Source organism: Chitinophaga sp. OAE865 (assembly GCF_040546735.1).
Lineage (GTDB): Bacteria > Bacteroidota > Bacteroidia > Chitinophagales > Chitinophagaceae > Chitinophaga > Chitinophaga polysaccharea_A.
Window position 1 is genome coordinate 4,567,077 of the sequence record NZ_JBEPOF010000001.1, and the last position, 18,722, is coordinate 4,585,798.

General features: G+C 49.0%; 16 protein-coding genes. 13 read left to right on the plus strand and 3 right to left on the minus strand.

All coding sequences use genetic code 11. The annotated features are described in order from the left end of the window. The first annotated feature begins 1 nt into the window (after window position 1). Genes ureE through ABIE50_RS18460 form a run of 6 tightly spaced genes read left to right on the plus strand, consistent with a single transcriptional unit; the run spans window position 2 to window position 5,810 of the window. Window positions 2–505 carry an urease accessory protein UreE gene (gene ureE / locus ABIE50_RS18435; protein ID WP_209857727.1) on the plus strand — a complete coding sequence of 168 codons (504 nt, stop codon included), beginning with the start codon at window positions 2–4 and terminating at the stop codon, window positions 503–505. 5 nt (window positions 506–510) lie between these two features. Then, window positions 511–1,191: an urease accessory protein UreF gene (locus tag ABIE50_RS18440; protein ID WP_209857728.1), complete on the plus strand. Its 681-nt coding sequence runs from the start codon at window positions 511–513 to the stop codon at window positions 1,189–1,191. A gap of 18 nt (window positions 1,192–1,209) precedes the next feature. Then, window positions 1,210–1,845: an urease accessory protein UreG gene (ureG, locus tag ABIE50_RS18445; protein ID WP_142687002.1), complete on the plus strand. Its 636-nt coding sequence runs from the start codon at window positions 1,210–1,212 to the stop codon at window positions 1,843–1,845. Beyond that, on the plus strand, window positions 1,842–2,621 hold the full coding sequence (locus ABIE50_RS18450) for an urease accessory protein UreD (protein WP_209857729.1): 780 nt from the start codon (window positions 1,842–1,844) through the stop codon (window positions 2,619–2,621). Before ureG ends, ABIE50_RS18450 begins: the two co-directional genes overlap by 4 nt. 9 nt (window positions 2,622–2,630) lie before the next feature. Beyond that, the gene (locus tag ABIE50_RS18455) at window positions 2,631–3,335 is read left to right on the plus strand and encodes a hypothetical protein (RefSeq protein ID WP_209857730.1); all 705 of its coding nucleotides are present in this window, start codon (window positions 2,631–2,633) and stop codon (window positions 3,333–3,335) included. A 45-nt stretch (window positions 3,336–3,380) separates the two neighbouring features. Then, window positions 3,381–5,810: an AsmA family protein gene (locus ABIE50_RS18460; protein ID WP_209857731.1), complete on the plus strand. Its 2,430-nt coding sequence runs from the start codon at window positions 3,381–3,383 to the stop codon at window positions 5,808–5,810. A gap of 43 nt (window positions 5,811–5,853) precedes the next feature. Here ABIE50_RS18460 and ABIE50_RS18465 read toward each other — a convergent pair whose 3' ends face one another. Continuing rightward, window positions 5,854–7,158: an O-acetylhomoserine aminocarboxypropyltransferase/cysteine synthase family protein gene (locus ABIE50_RS18465; RefSeq protein WP_209857732.1), complete on the minus strand. Its 1,305-nt coding sequence runs from the start codon at window positions 7,156–7,158 to the stop codon at window positions 5,854–5,856. Window positions 7,159–7,308: 150 nt separating this feature from the next. Here ABIE50_RS18465 and ABIE50_RS18470 point away from each other — a divergent pair, with 150 nt between their 5' ends. Genes ABIE50_RS18470 through ABIE50_RS18490 form a run of 5 tightly spaced genes read left to right on the plus strand, consistent with a single transcriptional unit; the run spans window position 7,309 to window position 14,086 of the window. Further along, window positions 7,309–8,682, plus strand: a complete 1,374-nt coding sequence (locus tag ABIE50_RS18470) for a 3' terminal RNA ribose 2'-O-methyltransferase Hen1 (RefSeq protein WP_209857733.1) — start codon at window positions 7,309–7,311, stop codon at window positions 8,680–8,682. After that, window positions 8,679–9,440, plus strand: coding sequence for a nucleotidyltransferase domain-containing protein (locus ABIE50_RS18475; protein WP_142687008.1), 762 nt, complete (start codon window positions 8,679–8,681; stop codon window positions 9,438–9,440). Before ABIE50_RS18470 ends, ABIE50_RS18475 begins: the two co-directional genes overlap by 4 nt. Next, on the plus strand, window positions 9,430–10,506 hold the full coding sequence (locus ABIE50_RS18480; protein WP_209857734.1) for a DNA polymerase beta superfamily protein: 1,077 nt from the start codon (window positions 9,430–9,432) through the stop codon (window positions 10,504–10,506). Before ABIE50_RS18475 ends, ABIE50_RS18480 begins: the two co-directional genes overlap by 11 nt. Further along, window positions 10,490–13,093 (plus strand): polynucleotide kinase-phosphatase, encoded by a 2,604-nt coding sequence (locus ABIE50_RS18485; RefSeq protein WP_209857735.1) that lies wholly within the window; start codon window positions 10,490–10,492, stop codon window positions 13,091–13,093. Before ABIE50_RS18480 ends, ABIE50_RS18485 begins: the two co-directional genes overlap by 17 nt. A 36-nt stretch (window positions 13,094–13,129) precedes the next feature. Next, window positions 13,130–14,086: an NADP-dependent oxidoreductase gene (locus ABIE50_RS18490; protein ID WP_209857736.1), complete on the plus strand. Its 957-nt coding sequence runs from the start codon at window positions 13,130–13,132 to the stop codon at window positions 14,084–14,086. Window positions 14,087–14,324: 238 nt separating this feature from the next. Here the strand turns inward: ABIE50_RS18490 and manA are convergent, their stop codons facing one another. Further along, window positions 14,325–15,527, minus strand: coding sequence for a mannose-6-phosphate isomerase, class I (gene manA / locus ABIE50_RS18495; RefSeq protein ID WP_209857737.1), 1,203 nt, complete (start codon window positions 15,525–15,527; stop codon window positions 14,325–14,327). A gap of 133 nt (window positions 15,528–15,660) precedes the next feature. Between manA and ABIE50_RS18500 the strand changes: the two genes are divergently transcribed. Beyond that, on the plus strand, window positions 15,661–16,011 hold the full coding sequence (locus tag ABIE50_RS18500; protein WP_209857738.1) for a YraN family protein: 351 nt from the start codon (window positions 15,661–15,663) through the stop codon (window positions 16,009–16,011). A gap of 401 nt (window positions 16,012–16,412) precedes the next feature. Here ABIE50_RS18500 and purB read toward each other — a convergent pair whose 3' ends face one another. Then, window positions 16,413–17,750 carry an adenylosuccinate lyase gene (gene purB, locus ABIE50_RS18505; protein ID WP_142687014.1) on the minus strand — a complete coding sequence of 446 codons (1,338 nt, stop codon included), beginning with the start codon at window positions 17,748–17,750 and terminating at the stop codon, window positions 16,413–16,415. Between the two features lie 142 nt (window positions 17,751–17,892). Here purB and ABIE50_RS18510 point away from each other — a divergent pair, with 142 nt between their 5' ends. Beyond that, window positions 17,893–18,645 carry a menaquinone biosynthetic enzyme MqnA/MqnD family protein gene (locus ABIE50_RS18510; RefSeq protein ID WP_209857739.1) on the plus strand — a complete coding sequence of 251 codons (753 nt, stop codon included), beginning with the start codon at window positions 17,893–17,895 and terminating at the stop codon, window positions 18,643–18,645. Window positions 18,646–18,722: the final 77 nt, after the last annotated feature.

An 18,722-nucleotide genomic window follows, 5' to 3' on the forward strand; every position in this document is an offset into this window, starting at 1 on the left:
TATGCTGGTAAGGGAGATCATTGGAAATACGGATACGCACACACGCAGTAGTAAGGAAACAGACCTGCTGCCGCTGGAATGGTTTGAAACCTCCAGGCGCATCCAGCGCAAACACACTGCCGGCGGGCGTGAGGTGGCATTGAAGTTTACAAGGGAAGGACAGCAACTGCGGCAAAATGATATCGTATACCAGGACGATGAACTGATGATCGTGGTAGACATACTTCCCTGTGAAGCCATTGTGATCAGTCCGCGCAACATGGGGGAAATGGCAAAGGTATGCTACGAGATCGGCAACAAACACCTGCCGCTTTTCCTCGAAGAAGAACAACTGCTTATTCCTGCCGATGAGCCGCTGTACCGCTGGCTGCATGCCGCCGGTTACCCGGTGGAAAAAGAAAGGCGCAAACTGCTGCACATCCTGCGTACTAACGTGCAACCACATACGCACGGGAACAACGGGCCTTCGTTTTTTGAAAAGATCCTGGAACTGGCGTCAAAATAAAACATATGGAACAGCATTACCCGGGCAGCTTATTACACCTGGCAGACAGCACGCTGCCTATCGGCGGCTATACGCATTCTGCCGGGCTGGAAACCTTTGTGCAACAAGGCCTGGTGAACAATACCGTCACCGCTGCCACCTTTGTACGTAATATGCTGCAAAATAATCTGCGCTATAACGACGCCGCATTTATGAGCCTGGCCTATACAGCTACCGCCCAAAATAACCTGGACGAACTGCTGGAGCTGCAACAACTGTGTAACGCCGTAAAAGCGCCGCGGGAGCTACGGGAAGCCAGCCAGAAACTGGGCGTCCGGCTCACACGTATTTTTAGTCGCAGGTACCTCAGCAGCCTGGTAACGCAGTTTGAAACAGAAGCCGGCAGCAGCCCGCATTACAGCCTGGCATTCGGGATCTATGCACAGCTCACCGGTATCTCATTGCGTGCCGCTTTGTTTGGGTTTTATTACAACGCAGCCATGGGCATGATAACCAACTGTGTAAAACTGGTGCCGCTGGGGCAAATGGACGGACAAGACATCATCTTTGACCTGCAACCTTTACTGGAGGAACTGACAGAAGCTACCATACAACCGGATAGATCATTGCTCGGGCTTTGCAATGCTGCATTTGATATCCGCAGCATGCAACACGAACGCCTGTACAGCCGCTTGTATATGTCGTAATCATAATTATTTATACCCATGAGCAGAGAATATATAAAAGTAGGAGTGGCCGGCCCGGTAGGTTCCGGTAAAACGGCCCTCATTGAACGGTTAACAAGGCAAATGGCCCCCCATTACCAGGTAGCTGTTATCACGAATGATATTTACACAAAGGAAGATGCAGAGTTCCTGACAAAGAACAGCCTGCTGCCCCCGGAAAGGATCATCGGTGTGGAAACGGGCGGCTGCCCGCACACAGCTATCCGCGAAGATGCCAGTATGAATCTGGAGGCCGTGGAAGAAATGGTGCGCCGCTTCCCGGATATTGAAATTGTGTTCATAGAAAGCGGTGGCGATAACCTTTCCGCCACTTTCAGCCCCGACCTGGCAGATGTGACCATCTTTGTGATAGACGTGGCAGAAGGAGATAAAATACCCCGTAAAGGAGGTCCCGGTATTACCCGCTCCAACCTGCTTGTGATCAATAAAATTGACCTGGCGCCCTATGTACATGCCGACCTCGGCGTGATGGAGAGGGATGCCCGCAAAATGAGGAACGGGCAGCCTTTCGTATTTACGGACCTTATGAGCGGCACAGGGCTCGATAACGTGATCAACTGGATTAAGAGATACGCCTTACTGGAAGATATTGCAGCGCCTAATCTCCTTACATGATCAGTGAACTGAAGATATTGACAGGAAAGAGGGAGGATAGTACTTACCTGAAAGAGTGCTTCTGTACCAGGCCTTTTAAAATTGCCAATGTGCGGGAAGAACGCAGCGATCCGGTACTGCGCCTCATGATGATGAGCTCTTCCCCCGGCATGCTGGATAAAGACCATTACCAGGTAGATATCACCGTAGCTGCCGGCACCGCTTTACACCTGCAAACACAGGCCTACCAGCGGCTGTTTAACATGGAAACAGGCGCTATCCAGGAAATGGAAGTACGACTGCAAAGCGGCAGCACCTTCACCTTTTTACCGCATCCGCTGGTACCGCATGAAAAGGCTGCCTATACCGGCTACACGAACCTGCGCCTGTCGGATAATTGCCGCCTTGTATGGGGAGAGATCATTACCTGTGGGCGTAAGCTCAACGGGGAAGTGTTCCGGTTTAAAAAACTGCACAGCATTACCCGGGTCTTTTCAGGAACCCGGCTGTTGCTGATGGATAACCTCCTGATGCAACCCGGTGTTACCGATTTCCAGGCAATGGGCTGGATGGAAGGATATACCCACCAGGCCACTTTCCTGTATGTTGATACCCGTGAAGGAATATCCCTGCAGGAAACTACGGATAACCTTCACCGTTACCTGGAACAACAACCCGGCCTGCTTGCCGGCGTTACCCGCACCGCCGGAAATGGTATCATGGTAAGAATGCTGGGGCACAGCGGGGAACAATTATTTGAATGCCAGCAGCAACTGGCGAAATATTTACCTGTTTAAAACAACAGTATGTCATTTATCGATAACAGTTTATTACTGACTGCGGTTACTATCAGCTGTCTCCATACAGCCTCCGGACCGGATCATTATGTACCCTTTATCGTTTTTTCCCGCACCCGTAAATGGTCGGTGGCCAAAACCATCGGGTGGACGGCCCTCTGTGGCCTCGGGCATGTAATGAGCTCACTGGTTATTGGTATGATAGGGGTGCTGCTGGGATGGCAGTTGTCCCGTTTTACCACTATTACCGAAGTACGGGGCGGCATTGCGGGATGGGCATTGCTGGTACTGGGGCTTTTTTACCTCATTTGGGGATTGTATAAGGCTATCGCCAACAGGCCGCATAAACACTTTGATGTGTACGACGACGGCGATATGTATGTGTACCAGCACCGGCATAATGAGGCGTATGTGGCACCTCAGAAAAGGATCCGGGTAACGCCCTGGATCCTGTTTGTAATATTTGTAATGGGGCCATCGGAACCATTACTGCCTTTGCTATTTTATCCCGCAGCGCAACAGTCTGTGCCCGGCATTGTGATGCTGATTGCCACGTTTACATTTTTTACGATCCTTACCATGATCATCATGGTGTTGCTGGGATATTATGGTTTTTCCCTCATGAAACCCGTAGCCGCTGAGAGATACATGGCCGCCATCAGCGGCGCCGCTGTTACACTCTGCGGAACGGGCATGGTTTTTATGGGTTGGTGAACTGTTTAGCAGCTCAGGCTGTTATAGCAGATAAACCCTTTCTACATGAGAAAATGGCTCCGGATCATCCTTATTACCGGCGGTATATTTATCGCATTCCTGTTGTTGTTATTCCTGGGGATGACGTGGTACATACATGCCAACAAAGACAATTTCCTGAAACAGATCACCTCCCAGCTGAATGATCGCCTGAACGGGAATATACGTATCGGGGATATGGAGCCTTCCCTGCTGAAGAGCTTTCCCAACGTATCCATCGCTTTGAAGAAAGTGGTGCTGGAAGACAGCCTCTTTCAGCAGCACCATCACCCATTGCTGGATGTGAATTATATTTTCGTACGGGTCAACACGTTATCACTGTTACGCAAGCACGTAGATGTGAATGAGATCAGCCTGCAGGATGGTACTGTTTTCCTCTATACCGACACCAGCGGCTATTCCAACACTTATGTGCTGCAACGGAAAACGCCCCCGGAAAAGAAAAGCAAAGGTTCAAAGGATGCCAGCATCAACAAGCTGACATTAAAGAATATCAGTTTTATTATAGATAACCGGCAGAAGTTTAAACTATTTCAGCTGGATGTACGCCAGCTGGATGGCAAACTGAATGCTACTGATACCAGCATCCAGTTTACCATGATATCGGATATCCTGTCAAAAAGTTTTGCCTTTAATACTGCTAAGGGAAGTTATCTGAAAGATAAAAAACTGCAGTTAAACCTCTCCGTTATCTTTAACAAACGCACAAAGATCCTCCATATACCGCAACAGGAGATCCGGATAGATGACCACCCGGTGCTGATCACCGGGCAGTTTGGCTTTGGTGAAAAACCACCGCCTTTCCGCCTGAAAATTAATGCCAACCAGGTATTGCTGCATGATGCCGCCTCCTGGTTGTCGCCCAATATCAGTACGAAACTAAGCAGCATTACCCTCACCAAACCCCTGGATGCGGAAGCTAACCTCGAGGGTCATATGAAATACCGGGATACCCCCAAAGTGCTTATTACCTGGAAAACCACCAACAACGTATTGGTGAGCACTATGGGAGAATGGACCAACTGTAATTTTACAGGGAGGTTTAACAACGAAGTGATACCGGGCCAGGGCCATAACGATGAAAATTCCGCTGTGAATATTTTTGGATTGAGCGCCACCCTGGCGGGAGTACCGCTGAAAGCAGATACCATTAGGGTGGTGAACCTGAAGCAGCCATTGCTGCGCGGGCATTTCCGCTCGGATTTCCCGCTAACGAACCTGAACAGCGGGGCCGACGAAAGCCCGGTATTATTCAAGGATGGCAGTGCCAATGCCGACCTGTATTATACAGGCCCCGTGCTGGCCAACGATAATACGCCGTCTTCCCTGGAAGGGGTAGTGCAGGTAAAACAGGGCGCATTCACCTATCTGCCGCGTAACTTATCTTTTCATGATGCCAATGCCTCCCTGCGCTTTACGGGGCAGGACCTGCTGCTGGAAAACATCCGCATAAAAACAGAGAAAAGTAACCTGCAAATGGATGGGATGGTAAAGAACCTCCTTAACCTGTACTTCACCACACCGGAAAAAATTGAGCTCACCTGGAATATCCGCAGCCAGCTGGCAGACCTGAATGAATTCAAAAGCTTCCTGGCGCCGCGCCGGAAAGTGAAAGCCTCCCGCAGTCAGCAGAAAGCCAGGATGAGCCGCGTGAACCGGCAACTGGATGTGGTACTGGCTTCCAGCAATGTAGTGATGCAGGTGCAGCTGGACAAGATCATTTATCAGCGCTTTACCGCGCAGAATGTGAAGGCCTCCCTGCAACTAACGAGTACGGATATACTGTTAAAACAGATCGCCCTGCAGCATGCAGGCGGAAATATGCAAATGACCGGAACGCTTCACCAGCAGGGGAATAACAATAACTTCAATATGAACGCCACCGTGAATAATGTGTATATCAGCCAGCTGTTTTACGCATTCGATAACTTCGGGATGTCGTCCCTCAAATCGGAGAACCTGAAAGGAAACGTTTCAGCGAAAGTGAACCTGAAAGGAAACGTACTGGATAACGGAAGTCTTGCAAAGAATTCTCTCTATGGCACCATCAATTTTAACCTGAGGAACGGCGCGCTTGTCAATTTCGGCCCACTGGCAGATATTGGCAACTTTGCTTTCCGCAAGCGTCATCTCGACAGTATCACTATCGAGGACCTGTCTAATACCTTGCAGGTGCAGGGAAACAAAATACTGATCCCGCCCATGCGTATCGCGTCCAGTGCTATTAATATTGATGTGGACGGGGTTTACGGGATAAACGCGGCTACCAATATCAACCTGGCCATTCCATTGAGGAACCCCGCTAAAGATTCAGCGGTAACCGATATGGAAGAAAAACGTAAACGCAGCAGGAAAGGGATTATAATACACCTGCGCGCAGTATCTGAAAAAGATGGAAAAGTAAAGATCAAATTTGGTAAAAAGGACAATGAATAAACCGTGGTTGCTGTAAACAATTACAGCAACCACGGGCACTGTTTTATACTACCGACCGGAACGCCTGTTCAATATCTCCCTTAATATCACTGATATGTTCAATACCCAGCGAAATACGCAATACGCCGGGCGCTACGCCTGCTTTCCTTTGCTCTTCCTCGCTGAGCTGCTGGTGGGTAGTAGTGGCAGGATGGATGATCAGCGTTTTGGAATCTCCTACGTTGGCAAGATGGTATATTAACTTTAATGCCTGTACGAATTTATCTGCCGTTTCCTTTCCTCCTTTGATCTTAAAGCTCAATACGCCGCCAAAGCCATTTTGCAGGTACTTCTTCGCCAGTGCATGATATTTATTATCCGGTAACCCGGGATAATTAACAGATTCCACCTGCGGATGTTGCTGCAGCCATTGTGCCAGTGCAAGGGCATTGTCTACCGTCCGTTGTACGCGGAGCGAGAGGGTTTCCAGGCCCTGAAGGAACAGGAAAGAGTTCTGTGGCGCCAGTGCCGGTCCCCAGCTCCTTAAGCCGGCCACACGCGCACGGATAATATACGCAATATTGCCAAACGGGCTGTGCGATCCGAACACTTCCCAGAACTTCATACCATGATAAGCTTCATCCGGCTCGCTGAACTGCACAAACTTACCATTCCCCCAGTTATAGTTGCCTCCATCCACAATGATACCGCCAATGCTGGTGCCATGCCCGCCAATCCATTTCGTGGCAGCTTCCACCACCACGTTGGCGCCATGCTCCAGCGGACGGCTTAAATAACCTGCCGCACCAAAGGTATTATCCACCACCAACGGGATATCATGTTTACGCGCAATTGCGCTGATCTTTTCAAAATCAGGAACGGCAAACCCGGGATTACCAATGGTTTCCACATAGATCGCTTTTGTTTTTTCATCGATCAGCGCTTCAAAGCTCTCCGGGTTATCAAGATCCGCAAAACGGGCCTCCACACCTATACGCTTGAAGCTTACTTTAAACTGGTTAAAAGTACCGCCGTATAAGTAAGAAGAAGTAACAAAATTATCTCCCGGCAAGAGGATATTATGCAACGCTATAAACTGCGCCGCCTGCCCGGAAGCCACCGCTAATGCGCCTACACCACCTTCCAGCGCCGCCACTCTTTTCTCAAAAACGTCTGTGGTGGGATTCATGATGCGGGTATAAATATTCCCAAACTGTTTCAGCTGGAACAGGTCGGCCGCATGCTCCGCACTGTCGAATGTATAGGACGTTGTCTGGTAAATAGACACTGCAGCCGCATGGGTAGAAGATTCGGGCTGGTAGCCTGCATGTACCTGTAAGGTGTCGAAATGTAATGGCTTATCGGGCATAACCGGAAGATTTAAAGGTTTAACTATTAGTCCACAAATATAGTAGACTAATTGAGATAACAAAATATTTAACGCTATTCTCACACAAAAAATAATATCTTCGGCACTATTACTATAAAATTGGTGTTCGGGGGAGAACACAGCTGACCAATGTTATTGACTATTACGACTAAACGTTACCCCGCTACAGACCTGGGTTATCTGTTGCACAAACATCCCGCAAAAGTACAAACGGTTGAACTGACTGCAGGGAGTGCGCATATCTTTTACCCGGAAGCAACAGACCATTCCTGCACCGCTGCTTTGTTACTGGATATTGATCCTGTGCGACTGGTACGTGGCAATGGGAAAGGCAACGACTTTACACTGGAACAATATGTGAACGACCGCCCGTATGTGGCTTCATCGTTTATGAGCGCCGCTATTGCGCAGGCCTACGCCACTGCGATGAACGGGCGCTGTAAAGACAAGCCCCACCTGGTGGAGGAAGCCATTCCCTTTGAAATAAACCTGTCCGTTTTACCCGTGAAGGGCGGAGAGCCGTTGCTGCGCCAGTTCTTTGAGCCCCTGGGCTATGAAGTAACAGTGCAATCGCACCTGCTGGATGAACAGTATCCCGGATGGGGGCAGAGCCGTTACTTTAACGTGACCCTGCGCCATACGCTGCCACTTAAAACGATCCTGAGGCAGTTGTACATCCTGGTGCCAGTATGTGATAACGACAAACACTATTTCGTAGGAGGCCATGAAATTGAAAAACTGATGGAGAAAGGAGAGGGCTGGCTGGATACACATCCCGCCAGAGAGCTTATTACACGGCGCTATCTCCGGCACATTGCACCGCTGGCAAAACAGGCGCTGGAGCTGATCATGAAAGATGAGGCATTGCCGGAGGAGGAAAAACCGGCAAAGGATAAAGTAAAACTGCACGACCTGCGCTTACTAACGGTAAGGGATATACTCCAGGAACTGAATGTAGCTACCGTAGCAGATATGGGTTGCGGGGAAGGAAAGCTGCTCCGCCTGCTCATGGAAAAACCGCAGTTCAAAAAGATCCTGGGGATGGACGTAAGTTATCATGCGCTGGAAATAGCCATGGATAAACTGAAGCCGGACCGTCTTCCTGAAATGCAACGCAACCGCATACAGCTCATCCATGGCTCACTAACGTACAGGGATAAACGCCTTGCAGGTTTTGATGCGGGCGTATTGGTGGAAGTGATCGAGCACCTGGACGAGCCACGGCTATCGGCACTTGAAAAAGTAGTATTTGAATACGCACGCCCGTTACATGTGATCATTACCACCGTGAATGCTGAATACAACGCATTGTACGAAAAGCTGTCTGCAGGCGCATTCCGGCATGGTGATCACCGCTTTGAATGGACACGCGCACAATTTGAAACATGGGGAAACCGTGTGGCCGCACAATTTGGTTATACAGTATCCTTCCGGCCACTGGGGGAAACAGATGAAACGCTGGGAGGCCCTAGTCAACTGGCTTTATTTAAACGATCATTATGAGAGACATTATTTTAGAAAAGATAAAGGAACTGGAACAGGAACACCAGGTAAAAGTATTGTACGCCTGCGAGTCGGGCAGCCGCGCCTGGGGCTTTGCTTCGCCAGACAGCGATTACGATGTGCGCTATATTTATACCCGGCACAGGGATAGTTACCTGAGCATCACAGAACCGCGGGATGTAATTGAGCTACCGGTGGATGAAGTGCTCGACATCAGCGGATGGGATATCCGCAAAGGATTACAGCTATTCCTGAAATCCAATGCCCCGCTGTACGAATGGTTCCAATCGCCCATTATTTACCAGGAGGAAACAGACTTTAAACAAACCATGACAGGCCTCATGGGGAAATATTTTTCTCCACGCTCAGGTTGTCATCACTACCTGTCCATGGCCTTCAATGTTTTCTCCAATGAATTAAAGGGAGAGGCAGTGAAACTGAAGAAATACTTTTATGTGCTGCGCCCGCTGCTGGCCTGCCAGTGGATCCTGGCCGGCAAAGGCGTACCTCCCATGGAGTTTGCACCGCTGCGTACGCTGATAACGGATGCAGCCATCCAGGCTACCATCGATAAGCTGCTGGAAATAAAAGCCGGTGCAGACGAGCAAGCCACTATAACGCCGGATCCGGTGCTGCATCAGTGGATGGCGTATGCATTGGAAGATTGTAAGATGCAGGCGGCAGAACTGCCGGCGGTAAAAAATGATACCACGGAACTGGATCAGCTTTTCCGGAAATATATTTCGTATGACTTTTGAATCGCTGCAACAACAACGGGAATACATCCTGCTGGAATGCATCAGTGGCAGCAGAGCCTATAACCTGCAGGTGCCCACGTCTGATACAGATATCAAAGGCGTGTTCATACTGCCGCAGAAGGAATTGTATGGCATGACCTATACACCGCAGGTGGCCAATCAAAGCAACGATGAAGTATACTTTGAAATAAAACGCTTCCTGGAACTGCTGGAGAAAAATAATCCCAATATACTGGAGCTGTTAAGTAGCACCAATAACAACCAGCTGTTCCGGCACCCGCTCATGAACCTGGTGAGGCCTGAGGATTTCCTGTCGAAGCTATGCCTGGAAACATTTGCAGGCTACGCCAAAACACAAATAAAAAAAGCCAAAGGACTGAATAAAAAGATTAACCAGTCTCACGGAACAGAACGGAAAGATGTGATGGAGTTCTGTTACGTAATAGCCGGCGGAGGAAGCGTTCCCTTACGGGAATGGCTGCACGAAAATAACCTGGAGCAGGAAGATTGCGGTCTCGCCCGCATCGATCATTTCCGGGATGTATATGCCTTGTATCACAACAGCCAGTTTGGGCGGGAAGTTATTTTCAAAGGGATCTTTTCCGGCGCAGATGCCAATGATGTACAGCTCAGCAGCGTTCCGGGAGGAGCAGACCCGCTGGCCATCATGCAATTTAACAAGGATGGCTATACGGTGTACTGTAAGGACTTTGCCGCTTACTGGCAATGGGTGGAACTGCGCAATGAAGCCCGTTATGAACATAACAGGGAGCTGGGCGCAGATTACGACAGCAAGCATATGATGCATACTTTCCGGCTTCTTACAATGGCAGAAGAAATTGCATTGCATAAGGAAGTACGCGTGTACCGCAACGACCGCGATTTCCTGCTGCGTATCCGCAACGGGGAGTTCAGCTATGAGGAGTTGCTGGAAATGGCTACCCGTAAATTAAATGACATGGAACAACTGTATGCAGCTTCAGATCTTCCGGATCAACCGGACCCTGAGCTGGCTGCATCACTGTTGATCAGAATCAGAGAGGAATTTTATGTCCCGCAGAAATAGACAATTATCACATATCACCATACCGGAACTATCACTGGTATTATTGATCGGCCCTTCAGGAGCTGGTAAGTCCACTTTTGCCCGCAGTTTTTTCAAACCTACTGAAATAATTTCCTCAGATGTTTGCCGGGGTTTGATCAGCGATGATGAAAACAACCAGGCCGTTTCTGCCGATGCTTTTGAAGTAGCACGGTTTATAGCGGCAAAGCGGCTGAAACTGGGTTTGCTTACAGTGATCGATGCCACTAACGTACAACCGGAAGCCCGTAAGGAATGGGTAAAACTGGCAAGGGAATATCATGTGCTGCCAGTGGCTATAGTGCTCAACATGGCGGAGCATGTATGCAAGGAACGCAACAGTTTTCGCGGCGACCGGAACTTCGGTACCCATGTGATCCCGCAGCAGATCAGCCAGCTCCGGCGCGGGATCCGTCACCTCCGGGAAGAAGGGTTCCGTCATGTGTTTGAATTTCATTCACCGGAACAGGTATTGCAGCTGGAAACCATTGCCCGCACACCCTTGTATAATAATAAGAAGGAAGAGCACGGGCCTTTTGATATTATTGGAGACGTACACGCCTGCTATGATGAGCTGTGCGCCTTACTGGATACGCTGGGTTACCAGGTAGATAAAGATAACTATATCCTGATCAGCGCGCCGGCAACTACTAACGGCGACGGCCATACGCAGTTCCGCAAACCGGTGCTGGTGGGCGACCTGGTAGACCGTGGCCCGAAATCACCACAGGTACTGCGGTTGGTAATGAACATGGTAAATAACGGGCAGGCCCTTTGCGTACCGGGTAACCACGATGCCAAGCTGCTTCGTTACCTGAATGGTAAAAATGTGCAGCTGCGTTATGGGCTGGAACAAACTGTAGCCCAGCTGGCAGGTGAAACGCCGGAATTCCTGGAAGCAGTAAAACTGTTCCTGGATGGCCTTGTAAGCCATTATGTGCTGGACGAAGGTAAGCTGGTGGTAGCCCATGCAGGTTTGAAGGAAAATATGCAGGGGCGGGGCTCCGGCGCTGTAAGGGAATTCTGTTTGTATGGTGAAACCACCGGGGAAACAGATGAATTTGGCCTGCCGGTCAGATACAACTGGGCGCTGGAATACAAAGGCAAAGCCATGGTGGTATATGGCCATACGCCGGTACCTCAGGCTAAGTTCCTGAACAATACCATTGATATAGACACAGGTTGCGTATTTGGCGCTACCCTTACCGCCCTGCGTTACCCGGAAAGAGTGTTGGTAGCAGTACCTGCACTGGAGCAGTATGCAGTGCCTGCCCGTCCTATTGGCTATAACGCAGATAGTGCATTGAGTATAGAACAGCAATATGATAATGTACTGGATATAGAGGATTTTACCGGGAAGAAGATCCTGGAAACCCGTTACAGCCACAGTATCACTATCCGGGAAGAAAACAGTATCGCGGCGCTGGAAGCTATGAGCCGCTTTGCCGTCAACCCGCGGTGGCTGATATACCTGCCGCCTACCATGTCGCCTGCCGAAACCAGCCGGGAAGAAGGAATGCTGGAGCACCCGGCAGAAGGGTTGCAGTATTACAGGGATGCAGGTATCAGCAAAGTGATTTGTGAGGAAAAACACATGGGCTCCCGTGCAGTGGTAATCGTTTGCCGGGATGAAGCAACAGCGGTAAAACGGTTTGGCGTTACCGGGGAAGGTAACGGTATCGTATATACGAGAACCGGCCGTAGCTTTTTCAATGATAAGCAAACGGAACAGGATTTCATTGCCCGTATTAATACAGCTTTGATCAACACAGGTTTCTATGATACTTTCGAAACCGACTGGGTTTGCCTGGATGCAGAGCTGATGCCCTGGAGCGCAAAGGCCCAGGCATTGCTGCAGCAGCAATATGCAGCTGTGGGAGCGGCGGCGGCACATTCGTTGCCCGTAGTGGTGGAAGCCTTGCAACAGGCGGTTACACAGGGCGTCCCGGCACAGGCATTGCTGGAAAAGTATTCCCGCCGCCAGGAGCAAACCAGCAGCTATGTAAAAGCTTACCGCCGGTATTGCTGGCCGGTGGAATCGCTGGACGATTATAAGCTGGTGCCATTCCATATTATGGCCACAGAAGGCAAAACGTATTTCGACAGGGATCACACCTGGCACATGTCTGCCATCAGAGATATTTGCGCCGGTAAGGAACAGTTGCTGGTTGCTACGCCTTTTATTGAAGTGGAAATTGGCAATGAAGCCAGTGAACAGGCGGCAGTCCGCTGGTGGGAAAGTCTTACGGCGGCCGGTGGGGAAGGCATGGTCATCAAACCCGCGGCCTTTATTGCCCGCGACGCCAAAGGGCTTATACAACCCGCTGTTAAGATCCGCGGAAAAGAATATCTCCGTATTATTTATGGCCCTGAATACGATGCGCCTGAAAATCTTACCCGGCTGCGCGGCCGCAAGTTGTCGGGCAAACGCTCTCTCGCACTGCGGGAATTCGCGCTGGGCCTGGAGGGACTGGACCGGTTTGTAAATAATGCGCCTCTGCAGCTGGTACATCAATGCGTATTTGGTATTTTAGCGCTGGAGAGTGAGCCCGTGGATCCGAGACTGTAACCGTAAACGCATCTATCTACATAAAAAAATATGATTATGAAAGCCGTAGCCGTATCAAAATTCAAAGACATTCCTGTGGTGATGGATCTTCCGAAACCCGCAGTACGACCCGGAACAGTGCTGGTGAAGGTAGCTGCCGCCGGTATGAATCCGTTCGACTGGAAAATGATCGATGGCATTATGGACGACGGGAAAACGAAACACCAGTTCCCCCTTATTATGGGCGTAGATGGCGCCGGTACCATAGAAGAAGTGGGAGAGGGCGTTACCCGGTTTAAGGTAGGCGATAAGATCTACGGCCAGTTTATTCATTCTCCTATCGGGGAAGGCTCCTATGCGGAATATGCTATTGTGCCGGAGAAATCAGGTATTACCAAAGCGCCGACCGGTATATCTGCCGTAGAAGCGGCAGCAGTGCCTACTTCCGGTATGACTGCCCAGCAACTCCTGGATAAACTGGACCTCCAGGAAGGCAATACCCTGCTCATTGTAGGTGCCACCGGCGGCGTAGGCTCCTTTGCTGTGCAACTGGCAGCAGCGCAGGGCATACATGTTATCGCTACCGTTTCCGACGAAGCCGGTGCAGAAAGAATGAAGAAGCTGGGGGCAGCTGAAACCATCAACTATAAAACAGCTTCATTAACCGGGCAGGTAAAGGAAAAATACCCCGAAGGGGTTGATGGCCTGCTGGACCTGATCAGCAACAGTGAAAATTTTGAAGCCCACCTCGATTTGCTGAAACCCGGCAGCGGCGCTCTCACCACCGCTTTTGTGGCAAAAGAAGAAGCGCTGAAAAGCAGGAATCTGCACGGAGGCAATTTCGAAACACAAGGCAGCGCCGCATCGCTGGATACGCTCACCCTGATCATCGACCGCGGAGGACTTACCATCCCCGTAGAAAACAAAATCCGGCTGGAAGATGCACCTGCGGCCATCGCTCAAAGCCGGCAGGCAAAAGCCAAAGGCAAAACGGTGATCGCCTTCGGCGATTAAAATTGTCTTGGAGCAGGATTACGCTGATTATACTGATTTTTTTGATTTGATTTTTTTTGGATTTTATAAATGAATAAGGGAGATAAAAGCTACTGCGCTTATATCTCCCTTATTTTATCTCAAATAATTAATCCTTAAAAACACAACATAATCAAATCAAAAAAATCAAATCAAAAAAATCAGTATAATCAGCGTAATCCTGCTCCAAGACAATTTCAACGCCGAAGGCGTTCACTTCCTACACATTCGCCGTTGCCTTAAACAACTCCGCCGCTCCGTCGGTGCTGATCTCGTAGGAGGCCCCATATGCCGTAAAAGCGCATTGCCCCTTCTGCAACGCCAGTGTGTCCTCGCCTTTAATAGTGGCGCTGCCTTTTATTACAATCAATATCTCCGCAGCTTTGGCAGTATGCTTATACACCTGCCCGGCGCTAAGCTCAATTTTACTCACTTCAAAATCCGGCGCGGGGGAAGGATAGATCCTTTCCAGGCCATCCGCGCTTACATCGCCTTTAATAATATGCGGATGCACGCCTTCAAAACGGGTGTGCTTCAGCAGCTCAGGCACATCCACATGCTTAGGGGTAAGACCGCCACGCAGTACATTGTCTGAATTGGCCATCAGCTCTACGTTCTGGCCTTCCAGGTAAGCGTGGGGGATACCTGCGTCCTGGAACACGGCCTCGCCAGGCTGCACCTGCATGATGTTGAAGAAATAAATAGAGAAGATGCCACGATCCAGTTTGTCTTTACTGTTTGGATCATTCAGCACCGCACGGGCTGCCCAGAAACCAGGATCGGTTTTAGACAGTTTGTTTGCTTTATAGGGAAGGATCACCCGGTCTGTCAGTGGACGGAGAAGGATGTTCACCAGCGGTTGCGGCATCTCCATTACGTTTTTATACAGGCCATAATAACCTTCTTTTTCGTATATACTTACCAGTGATGTGAACTCCGGAACGGTTTTCAGTACTTCCAGTAATTTTTCGTGCGGCAGGAAGCCGTGAAGAAGATAAAACTCGCTCAACGCCACCATAATTTCAGGCTTATGGTTATCGTCTTTATAATTGCGGTAAGGCGCATTCAACGGGATACCTTCTGCATTCTCCCTGGCAAATCCTTTCTCTGCTTCACTTTTGGTAGGGTGTACCTGGATAGATAACATGTCTTTTACATCCAGGATCTTAAAGAGAAAAGGCAGCTCCTTAAACCGTTCCCAAACCGCGGGGCCGGTAATGTTGGCCGGGTCCGTTTTGATCAGTTCATTCAATGGTACCTGTCCGCCGGCAGTGGCGATATTGGACGGTGCGCTGGGATGCGCGCCCATCCAGTATTCTGCGCTGGGCTGATCCGAAGGGGAAATACCTAACAGCTCGGGAATATATTTATATCCGCCCCATGCGTAATGCTGTACTTTTCCTTCCAGTCTGAATAAGTTCATATATAGTAATCTGTTTACTTGTTAAATACCAGGGAATCGATAATTTTATATGCCTGCAAAAATAGGTGTTAGGAATAAATAATTCCCTACACCAGGAAGTAAATTGTTTGTAATACCCAAATCCAGCAACAAAATGGTAAATCACTTATCCCTGGGGCAAAAGGGCGAATTAATTGCACAGGCATATGTTCGCCGCTATTGTACCATCCTGCATGTGAACTGGAAATCAGGCAGGAAAGAAATTGATATTATCGCCGGAAAAGAAGCGCAGATCTATTTCATAGAGGTAAAAACACGGAGCACAGATCGCTTCGGATGGCCCGAGGAAGCAGTGAATGCCCGTAAGGAAGAGCATATCCGCAGTGTGGCCACCGATTATCTCCTGTATTATCATCTCAGCCCGGCAGCTATCCGCTTCGATATCATTGCCATCACCTTTTGGGGAGATACCTATGAACTGGAACATCTTAAAGATGTGTTCTGAACGCGGTTTTCATTACATTATCATTAACTGGTTATTAACAAAAAAATGCCTGTAATTATTTTGTAATACTATATCTTTGCGTCAGCTTTTAGAACCTACCCCTGAGCTGTTATCCCCCGGTATCCCGGTAGTTTTCAAGCAAGATTCATTTCCCTGGAAATGCCTGATGCAATGGCCGGTATGGCCTGATGCAGGTGATGTATTTCTATCAGCGGGAGAGATGAGTTACCGGCGATTGCCAATAACAAAAAGAGAGGGGAATAGAAATTAATACACATTGAACAGCGTTTGTTTAACCGTGGCTATTACGCTATCAACGCATTGATCGCAGTTAATTAATTGCTTTCGGGAGTCAAAAAAAAAGCTCCGTCTTACAGGACGGAGCTTTTTCTGTTTCAGGTTTACCACAAACCGGTATAATTATGTGGTGTAATGGCTTTCAGTTCTTTTTTGAGGGCTGCGCTGATCTTCAGGCTGTCCACAAATTTATGCATGCTTTTCTGTGTGATCTGTTCTCCGCCGCGGGTAAGCTCTTTCAGGGCTTCGTACGGCTGCGGGTAGTTTTCACGGCGTAATACGGTTTGAATTGCTTCTGCTACCACGGCCCAGTTATTTTCCAGGTCGTCTTTTAGTTTCGCTTCATTGAGGATCAGTTTTTCCAATCCCTTCTGGATAGATTTTGTAGCCAGCAGGGTATGACCAAAGGGAACACCGAGGTTACGCAATACCGTAGAATCGGTCAGATCGCGCTGCAGGCGGGAAACCGGCAGCTTGGCGCTCAGGTGCTCAAACAATGCGTTGGCCAGTCCGAGGTTGCCTTCTGCATTTTCAAAATCGATGGGGTTCACCTTATGCGGCATCGCGGAGGAACCCACTTCGTTCTTCTTGATTTTCTGTTTGAAATAATCCATGGAGATGTAAGTCCATACGTCGCGGCAGAAGTCAAGTAATATAGTATTGATCCGTTTCAGTGCATCAAACTGTGCGGAGATGTTGTCGTAATGCTCAATCTGCGTAGTATACTTCATACGTTGCAGTCCCAGCGTGGTGTTCACGAATTTCTCGCCGAACTTCTCCCAGTTGATCTTTGGGAAAGCTACATGGTGTGCGTTGAAGTTACCGGTAGCGCCGCCAAATTTTGCTGCAAAAGGAATGTGACTGAGCAGGTTCACCTGTCCTTCCAGTCTTTCTACAAACACCAGGATCTCTTTACCCAAAATGGTAGGAGAGGCAGGCTGACCGTGAGTACGGGCCAGCATAGGCACTTTCATCCATGATGATCCCAGTTTCTTCAGTTCCAGGATCAGGTTGGCCAGGGCCGGCATATATACCTGTTCTACGGCGTCTTTCCAGAGAAGGGGGGTAGCGGTATTGTTTACGTCCTGTGAAGTAAGGCCGAAATGTACCCATTCCAGTTTATCTTCCAGGCCCAGGTTTTTCAGTTCATTTTTCAGGAAATATTCAACTGCCTTTACGTCGTGGTTGGTAATTTTCTCTGTGTCTTTGATCAGTTGTGCGTTCTCGATGGTGAATTCCTGGTAAATTTTACGCAGGGCAGGGAACTTGGCTTTAGGCAGTGTAAACAGCTTCTGCTCTGAAAGCGCAATAAAATATTCCACTTCTACCATCACACGGTAACGGATCAACGCAAATTCAGAAAAATAATTGGCCAGCTCGTCCAGTTGTTTGCGATAGCGCCCGTCCAGCGGAGAAATGGCAGTTAAAGGTTGTAGTTGCATAATGTATATATTCCAGTATTACTATTAACATGTTTGAATGGCTGCAAGTTCCTCCTAAATCCTGATTTACAGGACCACAATTATTCATTTGGAACTTGTTAACCGGGATTTAATTACTTTTGCAGCTTCAAAATTACTGAAATTGGAACGGAAAGTAAAAGTTGCGGCTGTAAGTTATTTGAATACGAAGCCTTTATTGTATGGATTCAGGAATCATCCGGTGATGGAGATGATGGAATTATCGATGGATTATCCCGCTAAAATAGCCCAGCAGCTGATAGATGGAGAGGTGGATGTAGCGTTGGTGCCGGTAGCTATTATTCCTAAACTGAAGGAATATCATATCATAGCAGATTATTGTATCGGAGCGGAAGGACCTGTGGCCTCCGTTTGTTTATACAGCGATGTACCGCTGAATGAGATCAAACGTATTTACCTGGATTACCAGAGCCGTACATCGGTAGCGCTGCTGAAAGTGCTGGTACGTGAATACTGGAAGCTGGATGTGGAGTTTGTGGACACCAACGGCGACTACCAGGATAAGATCAGGGGAACCGATGCGGGGCTGGTGATCGGCGACCGCGCCCTGGAACAACGCAAAATTTCTCCGTACATTTATGACCTGGCAGAGTATTGGATGCGTTTTACCAGCCTGCCCTTTATCTTCGCGGCCTGGATCAGCAACAAGCCCCTTCCGGCTGAATTTATAAAGGAGTTCAACCATGCTACCGGCATCGGAACACAGAACATCCCGGCAGTAGTGGCTGAAAACCCTTACGCAGTATACGATCTTACCACATACTATGTTCATAACATCAGCTACCCGCTAACGCCGGCGAAGCGGCAGGGGATGCAAAAATTCCTCGGATACCTGCTACAGGAGAGGGTTGCATGATCAAGTCCACCTCCTGTCCGCGTAACCTCCACCTCCGGAGCGCGGGTAAAGCGAGTGCTTCGCGTATGCTTTGCATA

Excerpts from the sequence above, each read along its gene's own strand:
- ABIE50_RS18440 (WP_209857728.1), top strand. The coding sequence starts at position 511 with ATGGAACAGCATTACCCGGGCAGCTTATTACACCTGGCAGACAGCACG.
- purB (WP_142687014.1), bottom strand. The coding sequence starts at position 17,750 with ATGCAACTACAACCTTTAACTGCCATTTCTCCGCTGGACGGGCGCTAT.
- ABIE50_RS18465 (WP_209857732.1), bottom strand. The coding sequence starts at position 7,158 with ATGCCCGATAAGCCATTACATTTCGACACCTTACAGGTACATGCAGGC.
- ureG (WP_142687002.1), top strand. The coding sequence starts at position 1,210 with ATGAGCAGAGAATATATAAAAGTAGGAGTGGCCGGCCCGGTAGGTTCC.
- ABIE50_RS18455 (WP_209857730.1), top strand. The coding sequence starts at position 2,631 with ATGTCATTTATCGATAACAGTTTATTACTGACTGCGGTTACTATCAGC.
- manA (WP_209857737.1), bottom strand. The coding sequence starts at position 15,527 with ATGAACTTATTCAGACTGGAAGGAAAAGTACAGCATTACGCATGGGGC.
- ABIE50_RS18485 (WP_209857735.1), top strand. The coding sequence starts at position 10,490 with ATGTCCCGCAGAAATAGACAATTATCACATATCACCATACCGGAACTA.
- ureE (WP_209857727.1), top strand. The coding sequence starts at position 2 with ATGCTGGTAAGGGAGATCATTGGAAATACGGATACGCACACACGCAGT.
- ABIE50_RS18470 (WP_209857733.1), top strand. The coding sequence starts at position 7,309 with ATGTTATTGACTATTACGACTAAACGTTACCCCGCTACAGACCTGGGT.
- ABIE50_RS18460 (WP_209857731.1), top strand. The coding sequence starts at position 3,381 with ATGAGAAAATGGCTCCGGATCATCCTTATTACCGGCGGTATATTTATC.
- ABIE50_RS18500 (WP_209857738.1), top strand. The coding sequence starts at position 15,661 with ATGGTAAATCACTTATCCCTGGGGCAAAAGGGCGAATTAATTGCACAG.
- ABIE50_RS18480 (WP_209857734.1), top strand. The coding sequence starts at position 9,430 with ATGACTTTTGAATCGCTGCAACAACAACGGGAATACATCCTGCTGGAA.
- ABIE50_RS18475 (WP_142687008.1), top strand. The coding sequence starts at position 8,679 with ATGAGAGACATTATTTTAGAAAAGATAAAGGAACTGGAACAGGAACAC.
- ABIE50_RS18450 (WP_209857729.1), top strand. The coding sequence starts at position 1,842 with ATGATCAGTGAACTGAAGATATTGACAGGAAAGAGGGAGGATAGTACT.
- ABIE50_RS18490 (WP_209857736.1), top strand. The coding sequence starts at position 13,130 with ATGAAAGCCGTAGCCGTATCAAAATTCAAAGACATTCCTGTGGTGATG.